Below are 16,700 nucleotides of genomic sequence, written 5' to 3' on the forward strand. Positions count from 1 at the left end.
GAAGGGCAGCTCCACCGCTGCTGGGGACCCTCGCTCCCGGTGGGGACGCTGAGTCCCGGCTCCGAGGGCGTGACCCGGGACGGAGCGTCCCCACCGGGACTCAGCGTCCCCGCCCCCGGGGTGCCGCTCCGCCGTCAGCGTCCTGGATCCCTGCGCTGTGACCAGCGCCGGTACCGGCCTGGGCCTGGGCGCGACCACGCGCGACGTCCACCCGCAGCAGCAGGATCCCCCCGACCACGAAGAACACCACCAGCGAGGCGATCGCGGGCCGGTAGGACCCCGTCAGCTGGAACACCAGTCCGAAGACGAGGGTTCCCAGCCAGCTCGTGCCGCGCTCGGCGGACTGGTACAGGCCGAACCACTCCGCCTCCCGGCCCACCGGCACCAGCTGGCTGAACACCGACCGCGACAGCGCCTGCGTGCCGCCCAGCACCAGCCCGATCGCCGCGGCCAGGGCCAGGAACAGCCCGAACTCGCCAGCGGGGATGACCATGCCGGCCACCACCACGGCCATCCAGACCACCAGGCTGCCCAGGATCGTGGCCCTGGCGGAGGTCCGCTGCGCGATCCACCCGGCGGCCAGCGCACCCAGCAGCGCCACCACCTGCACCAGCAGGATCGCCACCACCAGCTGGGAGGAGGCGAAGCCCAGCTGCTGCTGGCCGTAGATGCTCGCCGCCGCGATCACCGTCTGCACCCCGTCGTTGAAGAACAGGTAGGCGATGAGGAACAGGAGGGTCTGCGGGAACGCCGGCGCCCCCTTGAGGGTGCGCACGAGCTGCCCCAGGGACCCGGCGACGACGCGGGCCGTGCTCGCCGGCGCGGCCCCGTCCGGACCCTCCAGAGCGACGACGGCGGGCTCCCCGTCCAGCCGGCGCAGCCCCAGGTGCGGCACCAGCGTGAACGCGCCCCACCACAGACCGGCGCTCAGCAGCGAGACCCGCACCGCCGAGCCCTCGTCCAGCCCCAGGGAGTCCGCCTGCGCCAGCAGCACGAGGTTGGCCGCCAGCAGGACCGCCCCACCGGCGTACCCCAGCGCCCACCCGCGCGAGGAGACCCGGTCGCGCTCGTCGGGCCCGGCCAGGCGGACCAGCAGGGAGTCGTAGACCACCAAGGACGCGCCCAGGCACAGGCTCGCCACCAGCTGCAGCGCCGCACCCAGCACCCAGCGGTCCCCGACCACGAAGACCATCGCCGCCGCCGCGGCCGCCCCCACCCACGCGAAGCCGGTCATGAGCCGACGCGGGGAGCGGGACCTGTCGGCCACCGCCCCCACCGCCGGCAGGACGACCGCCGACAGCAGCGTCGCGAAGGTCACCACGTACAGCGCCAGCGAGCCGGCTGCCACGGGGATCCCCAGCACGCTCAGCGGCACCGGGCACGTGGTCGCGCCGTCGCGCACCACCTCTCCGACCCCGCCCGGGCAGGCCGCCGCCTCGGCGACCGCCGTGAGGTAGGGCGAGAACAGCACCGTGGACGTGGTGGTCACGTAGGCCGAGTTGGCCCAGTCGTAGACGTACCAGGCGCGCCGGGCGCGTCCGAGCTGGGCCGGCGTCAGGCCTGCGGTCACCTGGGCGCTCACGGGCGCACCCCCTCGTCGTCGTCCTCGCCGTGGGCGTCGTGCCGGTCGTCGTCCTCGCCGTGCAGGGTGCTCTCCCGCGGCGGCCAGGCGCCGCGCTCGCGGAGCACCTCTCGGGCCGCGGCGGCGTCGTCGGTGACGACCCCGTCCACCCCGATGTCGAACAGGTGTCTCATCTCATCGGGGTCGTCGACGGTCCACACGTGGACCACCAGCCCCGCCGAGTGCGCCGCGTCCACCAGCGACGGCGTCACCAGGTGCACCCGCCCGCCGCCCAGGGACGCCGGCAGGGCGCGGCTCGGCGGCACCTGCAGCGCGTCCGCGCCCACCAGCGCCCGCAGCGCCCGCCCCCGCAGCCCCAGCCGCGCCCCGGCGAGGAAGCGGACCACCCCCGCCGTCCCGGCCGAGCTGGTCACCCGCACCCCCCGGTCGGCGAGCCCCGCCACGACCGCGCGGCGCCGCCCGTCGGAGAAGGAGGCCACGCACACCCGGCGCGCGTCGAGCGGCCGGTCGGCGAGCAGGTCGACCAGCGCAGCGATGGCGGCCGGCTCCTTGACGTCGACGTTCAGCCGCACCCCGGGCCGGGTGTGCGCCCAGGAGCCCAGCAGGTCCACCAGGCGCACGGGAGCGTGGTCCGTCACCGCGCCCGAGGCGTCCCGCAGCCTCAGTTCGGACACCTGTTCCCACGTGCGCTCGGACACCGGCCCGCTGCCGTCGGTCGTGCGGTCCAGCGTCGGGTCGTGCAGCGCCACCAGCACCCCGTCGGACGTGGCGTGCACGTCGGTCTCGAGCACGCGGAAGCCCATCGCCACCGCCGCGTCGAAGGCGGCCAGGGAGTTCTCCGGGTGCTCGCTGCCGCCCCGGTGCGCCAGGCCCAGCGGTCCGCGCAGCCCCAGGAACGGCTGCCGCGCCCCGGGCCCACCCGCGTCTCCACCTGCGTCCAGCGGTGGCAGGGGCGCGGGTCGCGCGGGTGGGCTCGTCGTCGGGCCGGTCACCCGCGCAGTGTGGCGCAGCCGGCCGTGCGTGCGGAGCGTCTCGGGGCCGCTCGTGGCGTCCGGCAGGTGAACAGCCCGCGCCACCCGGCTCAGGCTGCGCCCTCTCCCACCCGCCCGTGGTGGCCCTCGCGGGCGGGAGGGCGCTGGCGAGGTGCTGGCCGTCCCGGGGGTGCTGGGCGTCCCTACGATGCTGGGCGTGGTGCCTGAGGAGCTCTCCGAGCCGACCAGCAGCGTGTCCGGGAGTGCGACCGGCAGCGCGACGGGGGGTGAGGGAGCCGCAGGGCGCGGGAGCGCCCCGGTGGGCCCCGTCGACTCCTCCCGCGTCCCGCGCTTCGCCGGACCGGCCACCTTCGCCCGCCTCCCGCGCGCCGACGAGGTGGGCCGCGCCGACGTCGCCGTCATCGGCGTCCCCTTCGACTCCGGGGTGTCCTACCGCCCCGGCGCCCGCTTCGGCCCGGCCGCCGTGCGCGATGCCTCCCGCCTGCTGCGGCCCCACCACCCCAGCCTCGACCTCGACCCGTTCGCCGCGGTGCAGGTGGTCGACGCCGGCGACGTCGTCGCCAACCCCTTCTCCATCGAACAGGCGATCGAGCAGGTGGAGGCTGGCGCGGACGAGCTCTCCGGCGCCGGGGCCCGCCTGGTCACCATCGGCGGCGACCACACCATCGCCCTGCCCCTGCTGCGCTCCGTCGCCCGCCGCCACGGCCCGGTCGCCCTGGTCCACTTCGACGCCCACCTGGACACCTGGGACACCTACTTCGGCGCCCCCTACACCCACGGCACCCCCTTCCGCCGCGCCGTGGAGGAGGGCCTGCTCGAACCCGGCGCCCTCACCCACGTCGGCACCCGCGGGCCCCTGTACGGCCGCTCCGACCTGGCCGACGACGCCCGCCTCGGCTTCGGCCTGGTCACCAGCGCCGACGTCATGCGCCGCGGCGTCGACGAGGTCGTGGACGGACTGCGCTCGCGGATCGGTGACCGCCCGCTCTACCTCAGCATCGACATCGACGTCCTCGACCCCGCGCACGCCCCCGGCACCGGCACCCCCGAGGCCGGTGGCATGACCAGCCGCGAGCTGCTCGAGGTGCTCCGCGGCCTGGCCGGGCTGCAGCTGGTCGGGGCCGACGTCGTGGAGGTCGCCCCCGCCTACGACCACGCCCAGATGACGGCGGTCGCCGCCAGCCACGTCGCCTACGACCTCGTCTCCCTCATGGCGCTGTCCCCCCAGCACGGGCAGCACGGACAGCACGGACAGCCCGCTGGCCTCGCAGCCACCGCACGGGCCGGGTCCGAGGCCGGGGCCGAGGCCGAGGGGAGCCAGCGGTGACCGCCGCCACCGGCGAAGGGGTCCTCGGCGCCCTCGCCCACCCGGAGGTGACCATGCTCACCCCCGACTTCCCCTTCGAGCACGACCGCTGGCTGGCCCACCCCGCTGGCCTGGGGTCCGTGCCGGACGAGGCCCGCGGCGCCAGCGTCGCCGTCGTCGGCGCCGGCATCTCCGGCCTGGTCGCCGCCTACGAGCTCGCCCGCCTGGGCGTGCGCCCCGTCGTCCACGAGGCCGACCAGATCGGAGGGCGCCTGCGCTCGGTGCCCTTCCCCGGCGGGGTCGACGGCGTCCTCGCCGAGCTCGGCGGCATGCGCTTCCCCACCTCAGGTCGCTCCTTCACCCACTACCTCGACCTGGTCGGGACCCGCACCACGCCGTTCCCCAACCCCCTGACCCCCACCGCCGGGTCCACCGTCATCGACCTCGGCGGCCAGGTCCACTACGCCGAGACCGCCGCCGACCTGCCGCCGTTCTTCACCGAGGTCGCCCGCGCCTGGGCGGCCGCCCTGGCCGAGATCGGCGTCCCCGACCTGCAGCACGCCATCGCCACCCGCGACCTGCCCCGCGTCAAGGCCCTGTGGAACCCGCTGGTGCGCGCCCGCGACGAGCAGAGCTTCTACGGCTTCGTCGCGGCCTCGGCCGCCTTCCGCGCCCTGCCCTACGCCCACCGCGAGGCCTTCGGACAGGTGGGGTTCGGCACCGGGGGGTGGGACACCGACTTCCCCAACTCCATCCTGGAGATCCTGCGCGTCATCGCCACCAACGCCGACGAGGACCACCAGCGCATCCTCGGCGGCGTCCAGCAGGTGCCCCTGCGCCTGTGGGCCCGCCCCCTGCCCGACGGACCGTTCGCCGGGCAGAGCCTGCGCGACCTGCACGGCGGAGCCCCCCGCCCCGGCGTCGCAGCCCTGGCCCGCGCCGGCTCCACCACCTCGGGCACCGCAGGCGGCTCACGGATCGCCGTCACCGACCGCTGGGGACGCACCACCACCCACGACGCCGCCGTCATCACCTGCCAGTCCTGGCTGCTGTCAGCGCGCATCGACACCGAGGAGGCCCTGTTCGACCACCCCACGTGGATGGCGATGGACAGGTCCCACTACGCGCAGTCCTCCAAGACCTTCGTCATGGTCGACCGCCCCTTCTGGCGCGACCGGTCACCGGACACGGGACGTCGGGTGATGTCCACCACCCTCACCGACCGCATGACCCGTGCCACCTACCTCCTGGACCCCGAACCGGCAGCAGGTGGGGGAGACGACAGCAACCAGCCCGCCACCATCTGCCTCAGCTACACCTGGAACGACGACGCCCTCAAGTGGCTCGCCCTGTCCACCGACGAGCGCGTCCGCCTCATGGTCCGCTCCCTGGGGGAGGTCTACCCCGACGTCGACATCGCCAGCCACATCATCGGCGAGCCCGTCACCGTCTCCTGGGAGTCCGACCCCAACTTCATGGGCGCCTTCCGCGGAGCCCTGCCTGGCCACTACCGCTACCAGCGCCGCCTGTTCACCCACTTCGTCAGGGACGACCTGCCGCCGGCGCAGCAGGGCCTCTTCCTCGCCGGCGACGACATCTCCTTCACCCCCGGCTGGGCCGACGGCGCCGTCACCACCGCCCTCAACGCCGTCTGGGGGGTCGTGCGCCACCTCGGAGGCACCACCCACCCCGACAACCCCGGCCCCGGGGACGCCTTCGACGCCCTGGCCCCCGTCGACCTCGACGCGACCGACCCCGGCACCAGCTCCACCACCAGCACCACCACCAACTCCGCCACCAACTCCGCCACCAGCACAGCCGACAGGAGATGAGGAACCCCTACCGCGAGGTCCTGCGCACCCCCGGAGCCCCCGCCTTCGTCACCGCCGGGCTCCTCGCCCGCCTGCCCATCGCCATGTACGGCCTCATCTACGTCTTCCTCGTCCAAGAGGCCACCGGCTCCTACGGCGCCGCAGGAGCCGTCGCCGCAGCCGCCTCCATCGCCTCAGCCCTCGGCGCCCCCGTCCTGTCCCGCCTGGTCGACCGCCACGGCCAGGCCCGCGTCGCCGTCCCCGCGCTCGCGGTCCACACCGCCTCCGTCCTCACCGTCCTCACCACCACCTGGACCACCAGCAGCTCCTCCACCACGCACGCCCACGTGCTCCTCATCGGCGCCGCCGCCGCGCTCGCGGGCGCCAGCTTCACCAGCTGGGGCTCCCTGGTCCGCGCCCGCTGGGCCTGGGCCCTGCGCGACGGCGACCACGCAGCGCACACCGCCCGCCTGCACCCGGCCTTCTCCCTGGAGTCCGTCCTCGACGAGGTCACCTTCACCCTCGGCCCACCGCTGGCCACGGTCCTCGCCGTCGCCGTCTCTCCCGCCACCGCCCTCGCCACCGCGCTCGCGGCGACGGTGGTCGGCGGCACGGCCCTGGTGGTGCAGCGCTCCACCGAGCCCCCGTCCGCCCGCACCCGGGCACAGGCCGACCAGCAGCAGGAGCAACAGGTCAGGACGACGACGAGCGCGGCCGCGACCCGCGACTGGCGCGCCGCGCTCCGCTCGGCGGTCGGGGTGATGGAGCACGCCGGGATGCGTGCCCTGGCGCTGGCGTTCGTGGGCACCGGCGTGGTCTTCGGCTCCGTGGAGGTCATCGCGGTGGCCTTCACGGCCGAGCGCGGCGCTCCGGCCGCCGCGGGTCTGGTGCTGGCGCTGTACTCGGTGGGCAGCCTGCTGGCGGGGCTCGTCTTCGGCGCCGTCACCTGGCGGGGCAGCCTGCCGCGGCGCTTCCGGCTGGGAGCGGTGGGCATGGCGGTGCTCATCGCTCCGGTGGCCGCCTCCGGGAGCATCCCGGTGCTGGCGGCCACGCTGTTCCTGTCCGGGCTCGCGATCTCCCCGACGCTCATCTCCGGCAACGCCCTGGTCGCCCACCTGGTCGCGCCTCGCCAGCTCACCGAGGGCCTGGCGTGGGTGGGCACCTCCCTGGGACTGGGGGTCTCCCTCGGCGCAGCGGTGGCGGGTCGGATCATCGACGGCCCCGGGTCCCAGCCGGCGCTGCTGCTGCCGGTGGCGGCCGCGGCGCTGGCCGCCCTCGTCGTCGTCGCCTGCTCCCGGGCGCTGGGCGTGGTGCCGCGGGGTGCGGGCCCTGCCTGAGGGGAGCTCGCGCCAGACCTGCGTCCTGCCTGCGTCGTGCTCGAGGGTGGCCGGGTCAGGCGGCGCTGATCCGGGGGGCGCTGGGGGCGGTGGCGCGCACGGCCTCGAGGCGGGCGGTCAGGGACGCGGAGTCCTCACCGGGGGCGGGCACCGCCACCACCTGGTCGAGGGCGCCGAGCGGTGCGGCGCGCACGAGGCCGGGCCGGCCCAGCGCCCCCGGGGCGACGACGGCGACGGTCCGCTCGGCCCGCGCCACCGCCGCGGCCACGAGCGCCGCAGCTGCGGAGGTGGGTGCCCAGGCGCCGCGGGCGTCCAGACCCGTGGGCGTCAGGACGGCGACGTCGAGGTGCAGGTCCTCCAGCGCCGCCAGCGCCGAGGGGCCGACCAGGTCGGTGCCGGCGGGCTCGGCCTCCCCGCCGAGCACCACCAGGCGCACGCCGGGGGCTCCGGCCAGGACGGTGGCCGGGGCGAGGGCGGTGACCGCCACGGTCAGGGGCGTCGCGGGGGAGCGGGAGGCGAGTCTGGCGACGTGGTGGGCCAGGGCCAGGCAGCCGGTGCCGCCGGTCAGCAGGACCGCGGCCCCGGGGGTGAGGTCGCTCAGGGCTGCGTGGGCGGCGCGGGCCCACGGGTCCTCCAGAGCCGCCGACGGTGCCGCCTGCGCTGACGGCGCCGGGGTGGGGGGAGCGGCGTGGCCGCCGGGGTGGTCGGCGGGCGGGAGGTCCCACCCGGGGGGCGCCTCGGGCTCGCGCGGCGCGGACCGGGGTTCCCCGGAGGAGGCGTGCGCTGCGGTGGGGTAGCCGGTGACCGTGGCCTCGGTGGGGCGCTCCTGGGCGCTCGGGTCACCGGCGCCCTGGTCTCCAGGGGTGCCGGTGGAGCCGCTGTGCGGGCCAGGGGATGTCGACGGGAAGCCCGTGGGCAACGCTCCTGCCCACGACGCGATAACGGAACCGAGCGACGACGGTGCCCTGGACAGGTCGAAGCCGGGGGAGGGGAGGCCCTCGAGGTCGGAGGTCGGCTCTCCCGCCCCGGGGACGTCGCCCCGGCCGCCGCCCCGGGGGTCAGGACGAGTAGCGGTGGGGCCATCGACGCGGAGACCACCTCGAGGGTCAGTCACCGCGGCCCCGCCCTCCCAGGCGGTGGATCCTGCTGCGCCGACGGTCGAGGCGACAGCTCCTGGCGCAACACCAGGGCCAGTGCCGGCTGGGCGGGTCAGCGGAGGCGTCGCGCGGCCGGGCTGCGCGGGGGAGCTGGAGGAGGGGGGTGCGCTGGTCAGGCTGACCGCGCCGCCCCTCACACGGCGCAGGCGACCGGCTGCGGTCAGGGCGTCGAGGTCGCGCCTGATGGTCATCTCTGACACGCCGAACCGCGACGCCAGGTCGCCCAGCCCGACCCGTCCGTCGGCGTCGACCCACCGTGCGATCTCATCCCACCGCTCACCACTCACATCGCACAGCCAACCAGACCGCTCATGTGAGGTACAGGCCCGCGTCCCGATTGTGAGGTTGAGCGGCTGTGACGTGTCGCGCGTGAGAGAAGTTGCTGGATGTGAGATGACACCTTGTGATGGTTGATTCGTGACAGTGTGATGTGACCTGTTCGGATGGGTCACGGCGTGAGGATGGCGGCGATGAGTGCGATCACCGGAACGGACAGCGCTGTCGTCGCGAAGATGGCGTCGCGGGCGATGATGACGCCCCGGTCGTAGCGGGTGGCGTGGACGGAGATGTTCTGAGCTGTCGGCAGGGCCGCCAGCACGGTGACCGCCAGCAGCGACGCGCCGACCGCGAGCTCACCCGCCCCGGCGCCGGGGCGGGGTCCGAGGCGCAAGGAGATGCCGTAGGCGATGAGCATCGCCGGAACGGCCATGCCGGCGACCAGCTGGAGCGGGTCGGCGACCAGGGCGGGGATGCGAAGACCGGTCAGCGACAGGGCGAGCCCGACCAGGGAGCCCACCGTCAGGGGCGTGCTCAGCGGGCGCCGCAGCACTCTGCGCAGCGGCGGGCGGCGGTCGGCGACGCCCACGTCGAGCGCGACCAGGGCCAGGGGCTGCAGCAGGAGCAGCTGCAGCAGCCACGTCGGAGCCACCAGTGCGGCATCCCCCAGGACGTAGGCGGCGATCGGCAGGCCGAGGTTGCCGGCGTTGACGTAGGCCGCCGAGAGGGCGCCGACGGTCGTGCGGGCCAGGTCGTGGCGGAAGGCCAGTCGGGACGCCGTGACGTACAGGCCCGCAGCCACCGCGAAGGCCGCAGCGCTGGCGACGAGGTTGGCCGAGAGCACCTGGTGGACGTCGGCCCCCGCGAGGGTCACCACCATGAGCGCGGGGGAGGCCACGTAGAAGGCCAGGCGCGAGAGCACCTTCTGGGCGTCCAGGTCCAGCACGCGCAGCTGGGCGAGCAGCGCCCCCAGGGCGATGAGGGCGATGATCGTCACGAACCCCGCCAGCACCCCAGCCACACCACGATCGTGGCGCACCCGAGGGCGTCTGATGGTGAGTGGTGGCTTGTGTCTGATAACAGAACCATGCACGAAGGAGGCTGCCGTTCTGGGGGAGTCACCCCCGAAGACCTCGATGCGCGACGCGGCGTCACCTCGGCGGGCCGCGGGCTGCGGGCTGCGGCTCGAGCCCGCCCGGACGCCATCCCCGCCCCGGGCCGGGGCTCTCAGACCGCCACCTGGAGCCGGATCCTGGGTCGACGGGGACGAGGCCATCGCGCACGGGCCGGCCGAGGCAGGTCGCCCGACCACTCGCGCTCGACCTGCCTCGACCGTCCCGCTAAGCGCACCAGGCGAGGCCGGAGCCGATGAGCCGCGGCCGCGGGTCGCAGCGCCACAGGTGCCGGGGGAGCCAGCGGCGCCAAGGGGGTCGACTGGTCCGGAGCCGTGACCAGCGCTGGCTGACGCGGCGACCAGCAGTGACCACCACGTCGGGGGCGACGAGATCCGCCCCTGTCAGCCACCTCGCCACCTGGTCCTGGCGAGCTCGACGGCAACGGCGCCCCACCTTCTCCAGGCGCCTCCACGACCTCGACGAGACCTGCTCCCCTGCACGTTCCTAATGCGCCGATAATCAACGTTATGTCAGACAATCCGGAGAAGGTGCAGGTCGACGCTCCCCTGGGCACTCCTTCGGCGCTCCCGCTCAGCGTCGCGGCTTGAGGTCCTCCAGGCACGTCACCGACACGCTCAGGTCCCCGCGCCAGGCGACACCGTTCTCCTCCAGCAGCGCCATCGTCCGCACGAGGGCTTCGGTGGCGGCGTCCTCGTCGGCCTCGACCGCCGAGGACGCCGGGATGACCAGGAGGTGGCGCACGGTGAAGCGGGTCAGGGTCAGGCCGTAGGTCCAGCAGCCGTCCTCGGTGAAGGCCGAGGAGAACACGTCGTGGGCGCCCTGGTCCGCCAGCAGCCGCGCGCGCAGCTCACCCTCGGGACGTGCGAACTGGCCGATGACCTCAGTCCGGTACGTGCGAGTCGCCGTTGCGGGCCGGGCTGGCTGTTCCGTCACGGCAGGTGAGTCTGCTCCAGCAGCTCGCCGCGGCGCGAGCCGTTTCCCCGAGGTCGGTGCGGGCGGACGGCCTGGGCTCGTCCCTCGTCGTCTCCAGTGCGCTAGCTGTACTGCCCAGGCTCCCCCAGGGCTTCTCGGCCCTGCGTCCCACGACTCGGCCGCTGGGCCGTCCAGCCACTCGGGTGCGCCGTCACCGCTTCCGCTGCTGTCGTCAGCATCCGCGCCTGCTTCCGGGCGGTCGCTGGTTACCCGTTCCGGCCCCCTCGGGATCGCCCCCGCGCCCGTCATCGTCACGCCGACCCAGCATTTTGATAACGGAACCATGCCGCGACCACCACCCCACCCCGAACCGACCCGTCAGTACGTCCAGGCCAGACCAGGCCCGAACGGTGTTCGCGAGGACCCGGGGTTCCCTGGGGGTGCCCCGGGATGGAGGGGTGAGCTTGGTTCCGTTATCAAGTGCCATAGGATGGCAGTCGTGACGCAGGACGACGACGCCACCCGTGCCACCAGCTCCGCTCAGGTGGGCCCCCCGGCAGCCCCTGCAGCAGCGGCCACCGATGCCCCCACCGCGCGCCCCACGGCCCTGAGCCGCCTCGTCGAGGACTACCTGGCCACCCTCGGGTCCACCAGCCCCTCCACCCAGCGCCAGCGCACCTGGGCCCTGCGCGAGCTGCTCGCCTGGGTGGAGCCCTCAGGCGCCTCCTCCCCCACCACCGCCCTGGCCCCCCAGCCCGTGCGCGCCTGGCTGGACACCGCCGCCACCGCTGACCCACCCGCATCCCTGCCAGGACTGCGCGCCCGCGCCGGTGCCGTGCGCGCCCTGACCCAGCACGCCGAGACCACCGGAGCCGTCCCCGTGGGCACCGCGGCCGCGCTGGCCGGCGTCCTGCGCATGCCCGCCCCGCCCCTGGCCCCCGGCCCCGACCCCGACCCGGTGCGCCGCCTGCTCATCAAGGCCCACCCCGACGCCCGCCCACTGGCCGTGCACCCGGCGGTGTGGACCCGCTTCTGCGCCCACGTCCACCTCCTCGCGCTCACCGGCGAGCGCGAGGACGTCATGGCCACCCTGCGCCTGGCCGACGTCACCACCAGCGCCGCCCCGAGCAGCACCCCGGCCGACACGACGGACAGCACGACAGACAGCCGTGGCACCTCACACTCCCGCTCGGCGAACACCTCACAGGACGGGGGCGACCTCACAGGTGTGCGAAAGGATGGGTTTCTCGCAGATGCTCACACCTCGCCGCATCCACCTCACATCGACCCGGTGAGCGGTTCTCACATCGACGGGGATGCGGTGACTCCCCCACTGTTCACCGAGAACTCACACGACGGCTCTCGCCCCGACTCGCGGGAAGGTCTTCCCCCAGAGGGTGAGGAGTCCGACGCCGCGCTGGCCCCTGCCGCGGTGGACGCCGGTGCGGGCTGGGAGCGCCCCGAGGGGTGGGCGGGTACCGCGGTCGCCACGCACGTGCGGATCGAGACCGGGCTCGCCCCGCGGGCCTGGAAGCTGCCCGAGCCGGCACGCACGGCCCTGTCGGGGTGGCTGGCCGACCGCACGGTGCTGGCCTCCCTGCTGCGCGGGTCGGACCCGGGGGCGCTGTGGCTGAGGGTGCGCCCCTCCACCGACCTGCGCACCGGAGCGCTGCGTCCAGCGGGGCTGCCGCTGTCGGACCGGGGGCTGCGGCTGGCGTTCACCACCACCCTGGCGGTGCTGGCCCTGGAGGACCGGGACCTGGAGGACCTCTCCACGGCGGCGGTGCGGGCCTACGCTCGGGGGCGTGGACCGGTGTGAGTCGTGAGCGACGCGACGCGTGAGGGCTCCGGGGGGCACCTGCCCACCAGCGCTGCCTCGAGCCTCCCGTCGGCCGTCCACCCAGAGCACCACCCGGATCTTCCGGGTCTCCCAGGTCCGACCCAGGCGGCGCACCCGCGGCACCCAGCAGGTCGGCCGAGCGTTGCGGCCGTGAGCCTCGTGGACGGCAGCCCGGTAGACCTCGGCCAGGGCGGCCACCCCGATCGACCGGGCCGTCCTGGCACGCCTGGTCTCTCAGGCCTCCCGGACCTCTCAGGCCCGGGAGGTCGAGGGGGCTCCAGCGGCCGGGCGCAGCAGGTTCAGCACGGGCCGGCGCAGACCCGCGGGCCTGGTGGGGACCCAGCACCTGAGGGGGCGCCGTCAGCCACGGTGCTCGACGTCGTCGTCCCGGTCTACAACGAGCAGGACGACCTGCCGGGCTGCGTGCGGGCCCTGCACGCCCACCTGCTCGCCCACCTGCCGTACTCCTTCTGCATCACGGTGGTGGACAACGCCAGCACCGACGCCACGCTGGCCACCGCCACCGACCTGGCGGGCGAGCTGGACCGCCCCGGCGCAGGGGTCTCGGTGGTGCACCTGGACCGCAAGGGCCGCGGCGGCGCGCTGCGCGCGGCGTGGTCGGGCTCGGCCGCGCAGGTGGTGGCCTACATGGACGTGGACCTGTCCACCGACCTCGCCGCGCTGCTGCCGCTGGTGGCACCGCTGGTCTCGGGACACTCCGACCTGGCCATCGGCACCCGGCTGCACCGGGCCTCCCGGGTGGTGCGCGGCCCCAAGCGCGAAGCGGTCTCGCGCTGCTACAACGTGCTGCTGCGCTCCACCCTGCGGGTGCGCTTCTCGGACGCCCAGTGCGGCTTCAAGGCGATGCGCAAGGACGTCGCCGACGCGCTGCTGCCGCTGGTGGTCGACGACGGCTGGTTCTTCGACACCGAGCTGCTGGTGCTGGCCGAGCGCGCGGGCCTGCGCATCCACGAGGTCCCGGTGGACTGGGTGGACGACCCCGACTCCCGCGTGGACATCCTCGCCACCGCCGCCGCCGACCTGCGCGGCCTGGCCCGCCTGGGCGCCTCCCTGGCCCGGCGCGAGCTGCCGCTGGCCGACGTGCACGCCGCCCTGGTGACGCGCCCCTCCCCCACCACCCCCACCGGGCTGCTGTCCCAGGTGCTGCGGTTCGCCGTCGTCGGGGTGGCCTGCACCCTCGCCTACGCGCTGCTGTACCTGCTGCTGCGGCCGGCGCTGGGCCCGCAGGGTGCCAACCTCGCCTCGCTGCTGCTGACCGCGGTGGCCAACACCGCCGCCAACCGCGCCTTCACCTTCGGGGTGCGCGGACGCGCCCACGTCGGACGCCACCAGGCGCAGGGCCTGGTCGTGTTCGGCATCTGCTGGGCGCTGACCTCGGGGTCCCTGGTGCTGCTGGACGCCGTCGCCCCGGGCGCCTCCCACGTGGTGGAGGTCGTCGCCCTGACCGCCGCCAACCTCGCCGGCACCGTGCTGCGCTTCCTGCTGCTGCGGGTGTGGGTCTTCCGGCGCCAGCGGGTGCCCAGCGCGGACTGGAACGGCTGAACCCTCCCCTTCCTCCACGCCCGGACGCTTCCCGCCTCCTCGGGCGGCTCCTCTCGCCGTCGGGGCCGGCCGGCGGCCGGCCCCGACGGCGAGGTGCAAGATCACCACACTTGGTTCTGTTATCAGGACTTCGAGGGTGCCGAGACCGGGCCGCAGCCCGACCGGTCAGGCCAGGACAGCGCTGACCAGGGCCTGCAGCTGCTCCCGGCCCGCCGCGGGGGCCTCCGCCGCCGCCCTGCGGGCGGCGGCGCGTCCCTGCTCCCCCGTGGCCCAGGCCAGCCGCGCGTGCAGGCCCCCCAGGGGGCCCGGGCCACCGCCGAGCAGCTCCTCGGCGCTCAGGAGAGCCGGCCACCCCCACGCCGCGGCCTGGGCGGTGACCTTCCCGCCTCCGGCCACCGGGTCCACGGCCACAGCGGGCACTCCCGCCGCCAGGGCGAGCACCAGGCCGTGCAGGCGCATCGTCACCACCGCGTCGCAGCGGCGCAGCAGCGCCAGCACCTCCGCGGGCGTGCTGGGATCGCGCCACCCGCGCGGGTCCAGGCGGGTGTCCAGCGCCAGGCGGGCGTGGGGCGAGGCGTTCAGCTGCTCCCCCAGCGCCTGCGTGACCTCGTCGTGGCGGCGACGAGCGCCGTACTCGGCCTGCCCCGGGGCCAGGTACACCCCGACCACGCCCGCCTCAGGACCACCAGGCGACGACGGCGAGGCGGTGGGCTTCGGGCCGGTGGACGACGACGAGGAGGAGGTGCCCGCGACGACCGGCAGATCGCGGGCCAGCGCCGCGGCCGGACCGGCGGCGAGGTCGCGCACGGCGGGGCGCCCGGGGGCGTCGCGGGCGAGGACGAGGTCGAAGGCGCACGGGCCTTCGTCGTCGTCGTCGACCACCGAGACCCCGACGGCGCTGCGGCGCAGCCCGGAGAACCTCGCCGCCACCTCGGCGACGGCGCGTCCGTGCAGCGGGCCACAGGCCCAGACCAGGTCGGTGTAGTCCGCCGGGTCCGCCGCGGACAGCTCCACTCCCCCGGCGCCGGGGGCGGCGGCCATCACCGGGCTCCAGGCGAGGTCGACGCCCACGCCGGCCTCGAGCAGGGCCGCCTCGACGGCGCGCATCGACAGGACGTCCCCGGCGGTGGCCTCCCCGTGCACGACGCTGGACCAGCCGACCACCAGGGCCCGCCGGTGCCGCCTGCTCACCGGGTCGGGCGGGTCGGGCGGGTGCGCCGCAGCCAGGCCAGGCCCAGCAGCGGCAGCACCAGCGGCACCCAGCCGTAGTCGCGGCCGAACTCCCCCCAGACGGTGCCGTCGGGGAAGTCGGCGGCGTCGAGGACCGTCAGGGTGCCCACGGTGAGCACCCCGACCAGCTCCACCAGGACCGCGACCAGCGCGACGCGCCAGGCGCGCGGTGTGGCGCGCACGAGGGCGGCCGTGGCCGCCACGTAGACGAGCCCGGCGAACAGGCTGAGCAGGTAGGCCAGCGGCGCCTCGGAGAACTGGAAGAGCACCTGGTAGGTGCCGCGCACGGTGGCCGACAGGCCCAGGACGGCGTAGACGGCCACGAGCACCCGCCCCGGGCCGTGGCGCATGGCGCCGCCGGCGCTGGGACGGGTGCCCTTGGCGGTGGGACTGCTAGGCACCGGTGCTCCAGACCTGCTCGAGGCGGACGACGAGGATGGCGGTGGTCAAGGCGGCGACGAGCAGGACGCCGGTGCCCCAGCGCGACTTCTCCCCCAGCGCCCAGAACGCACCGACCGGCGGCACGAGCACCGTGGTGACCAGGTAGCTGCCGAAGACGACGCCGTCGACGCTGCGGTCGGTGAGGGCCAGCGCGACGAAGCCCACCACGGCCTGCACCAGCAGCGCCGTCTCCAGGACGGCGACGGCGATGAGCAGGCGGTCGTCCAGGCGGCGACCGCGGACCGTCACCACGGCGGCCAGAGCGGCCACGGCGAGGGCGAGGACGCCGCAGGCCCAGGCGAGCACCGGGGTCACGGCGGGGATCCTCCTGGACGGGCGGTGTGCTGACGGGGAGCTGTGAGCTGGCAGAGCCAGGCGCGCGGAGGCGCCACAGCGCCTGGAGCATCGTAGGTGGGAGGCCCCCGCGCGCGGGCGCGGGCCGGCTGGCAGCCTGGCGCCGTGAGCTCGAAGGGTCGTCTGCTGCTGCTGCGTCACGGTGCCACCGAGTGGTCGAGCTCGGGGCGGCACACCGGGAGCACGGACGTGCCGCTGACCGATCAGGGCGAGCAGCAGGCCCGCGCCGCCGCCGCGGTGCTGGGCCGCGTGCTGAGGGCCGAGCCGGTGCTGGTGGCCACCAGTCCCCGCCAGCGGGCGCGTGAGACGGCCCGGCTGGCGGGCCTGGGCGTCCCGGTGGGCGACGGCGGGCTGGGCGGGGGCGAGGCCGTCGTCTGGGAGGACCTGGCGGAGTGGGACTACGGCGCCTACGAGGGGCTGACCACGCCGCAGATCCGCGAGCAGCGCGGCGACGACTGGCGGGTCTTCCGCGACGGCGTGGCCCCCGGCGGCCCCGGCCAGCCGCCCGGTGAGCAGCTGGACCAGGTGGCCGCGCGCTGCGCGCGGGTGCTGGAGCGGGTGCGCGGCGACCTGAGCGGCGGCGACGTGGTGCTGGTGGCCCACGGGCACGTCCTGCGGGTGCTCGCGGCGGTGTGGCTGGAGGCCGACCCCGCCGCCGGTGCGCAGCTGCTGCTGGACACCGCAGCGGTGTGCGTGCTGGACACCGAGCACGGCGTGCCCGGGGTGAGGCGCTGGAACCTCACCCCGGACCTGCTCGCCTGAG

The 16,700-nt window shown here is 75.4% G+C and carries 14 protein-coding genes and 1 pseudogene; 6 read left to right on the forward strand and 9 right to left on the reverse strand.

Features of this window, described 5'->3' with window-relative positions:
* Nucleotides 1-100: 100 nt before the first annotated feature.
* Together FMM08_RS07810 and FMM08_RS07815 are read right to left on the reverse strand one after the other, a co-directional pair.
* The gene (locus FMM08_RS07810) at nt 101-1,582 is read right to left on the reverse strand and encodes an MFS transporter (RefSeq protein ID WP_255472158.1); all 1,482 of its coding nucleotides are present in this window, start codon (nt 1,580-1,582) and stop codon (nt 101-103) included.
* Nucleotides 1,579-2,574, reverse strand: a complete 996-nt coding sequence (locus FMM08_RS07815; protein ID WP_222710537.1) for a glycerophosphodiester phosphodiesterase family protein — start codon at nt 2,572-2,574, stop codon at nt 1,579-1,581. The genes FMM08_RS07810 and FMM08_RS07815 overlap by 4 nt, the downstream gene beginning before the upstream one ends.
* A gap of 298 nt (nt 2,575-2,872) precedes the next feature.
* Between FMM08_RS07815 and speB the strand changes: the two genes are divergently transcribed.
* From speB to FMM08_RS07830, 3 genes are read left to right on the forward strand one after another with little or no spacing between them, the layout of a single operon-like run.
* Nucleotides 2,873-3,901 carry an agmatinase gene (gene speB / locus FMM08_RS07820; RefSeq protein WP_369431691.1) on the forward strand — a complete coding sequence of 343 codons (1,029 nt, stop codon included), beginning with the start codon at nt 2,873-2,875 and terminating at the stop codon, nt 3,899-3,901.
* 53 nt (nt 3,902-3,954) lie between these two features.
* Nucleotides 3,955-5,712 (forward strand): flavin monoamine oxidase family protein, encoded by a 1,758-nt coding sequence (locus FMM08_RS07825; protein WP_147926008.1) that lies wholly within the window; start codon nt 3,955-3,957, stop codon nt 5,710-5,712.
* The gene (locus tag FMM08_RS07830) at nt 5,709-7,028 is read left to right on the forward strand and encodes an MFS transporter (protein ID WP_147925792.1); all 1,320 of its coding nucleotides are present in this window, start codon (nt 5,709-5,711) and stop codon (nt 7,026-7,028) included. The genes FMM08_RS07825 and FMM08_RS07830 overlap by 4 nt, the downstream gene beginning before the upstream one ends.
* A 55-nt stretch (nt 7,029-7,083) precedes the next feature.
* Here the strand turns inward: FMM08_RS07830 and FMM08_RS23590 are convergent, their stop codons facing one another.
* The 4 genes and pseudogenes from FMM08_RS23590 to FMM08_RS07845 form a co-directional block, all read right to left on the reverse strand.
* Nucleotides 7,084-7,947 carry a DeoR/GlpR family DNA-binding transcription regulator gene (locus tag FMM08_RS23590; protein ID WP_255472162.1) on the reverse strand — a complete coding sequence of 288 codons (864 nt, stop codon included), beginning with the start codon at nt 7,945-7,947 and terminating at the stop codon, nt 7,084-7,086.
* 357 nt (nt 7,948-8,304) lie between these two features.
* Nucleotides 8,305-8,637: pseudogene (locus FMM08_RS24075) on the reverse strand (DeoR family transcriptional regulator); the annotation flags it as partial.
* Entirely contained in the window at nt 8,634-9,482 is an 849-nt protein-coding gene (locus tag FMM08_RS07840; RefSeq protein ID WP_147925794.1) for an AEC family transporter, read from the reverse strand. The gene FMM08_RS07840 and the pseudogene FMM08_RS24075, both read right to left, overlap by 4 nt.
* 685 nt (nt 9,483-10,167) lie before the next feature.
* Nucleotides 10,168-10,530, reverse strand: a complete 363-nt coding sequence (locus FMM08_RS07845) for a DUF6204 family protein (RefSeq protein ID WP_147925795.1) — start codon at nt 10,528-10,530, stop codon at nt 10,168-10,170.
* Between the two features lie 478 nt (nt 10,531-11,008).
* Between FMM08_RS07845 and FMM08_RS07850 the strand changes: the two genes are divergently transcribed.
* Together FMM08_RS07850 and FMM08_RS07855 are read left to right on the forward strand one after the other, a co-directional pair.
* Nucleotides 11,009-12,328 (forward strand): hypothetical protein, encoded by a 1,320-nt coding sequence (locus FMM08_RS07850; RefSeq protein WP_147925796.1) that lies wholly within the window; start codon nt 11,009-11,011, stop codon nt 12,326-12,328.
* Nucleotides 12,329-12,718: 390 nt separating this feature from the next.
* On the forward strand, nt 12,719-13,912 hold the full coding sequence (locus FMM08_RS07855) for a bifunctional glycosyltransferase family 2/GtrA family protein (protein WP_222710539.1): 1,194 nt from the start codon (nt 12,719-12,721) through the stop codon (nt 13,910-13,912).
* Between the two features lie 165 nt (nt 13,913-14,077).
* On the opposite strand, the gene FMM08_RS07865 is transcribed toward FMM08_RS07855, so the two are convergent.
* Genes FMM08_RS07865 through FMM08_RS07880 form a run of 3 tightly spaced genes read right to left on the reverse strand, consistent with a single transcriptional unit; the run spans nt 14,078 to nt 15,898 of the window.
* Complete coding sequence (locus FMM08_RS07865) at nt 14,078-15,103, reverse strand: polysaccharide pyruvyl transferase family protein (RefSeq protein ID WP_222710540.1); 1,026 nt, start codon at nt 15,101-15,103, stop codon at nt 14,078-14,080.
* A complete protein-coding gene (locus FMM08_RS07875; protein WP_255472163.1) occupies nt 15,100-15,543 on the reverse strand; it encodes a hypothetical protein in 444 nt (147 codons plus the stop codon). The genes FMM08_RS07865 and FMM08_RS07875 overlap by 4 nt, the downstream gene beginning before the upstream one ends.
* Nucleotides 15,536-15,898, reverse strand: a complete 363-nt coding sequence (locus FMM08_RS07880; protein ID WP_147925798.1) for a hypothetical protein — start codon at nt 15,896-15,898, stop codon at nt 15,536-15,538. Before FMM08_RS07880 ends, FMM08_RS07875 begins: the two co-directional genes overlap by 8 nt.
* Before the next feature lie 144 nt (nt 15,899-16,042).
* Here FMM08_RS07880 and FMM08_RS07885 point away from each other — a divergent pair, with 144 nt between their 5' ends.
* Entirely contained in the window at nt 16,043-16,699 is a 657-nt protein-coding gene (locus FMM08_RS07885; RefSeq protein ID WP_255472164.1) for a histidine phosphatase family protein, read from the forward strand.
* Nucleotide 16,700: the final 1 nt, after the last annotated feature.

Source organism: Quadrisphaera setariae (assembly GCF_008041935.1).
Taxonomy (GTDB): domain Bacteria; phylum Actinomycetota; class Actinomycetes; order Actinomycetales; family Quadrisphaeraceae; genus Quadrisphaera; species Quadrisphaera setariae.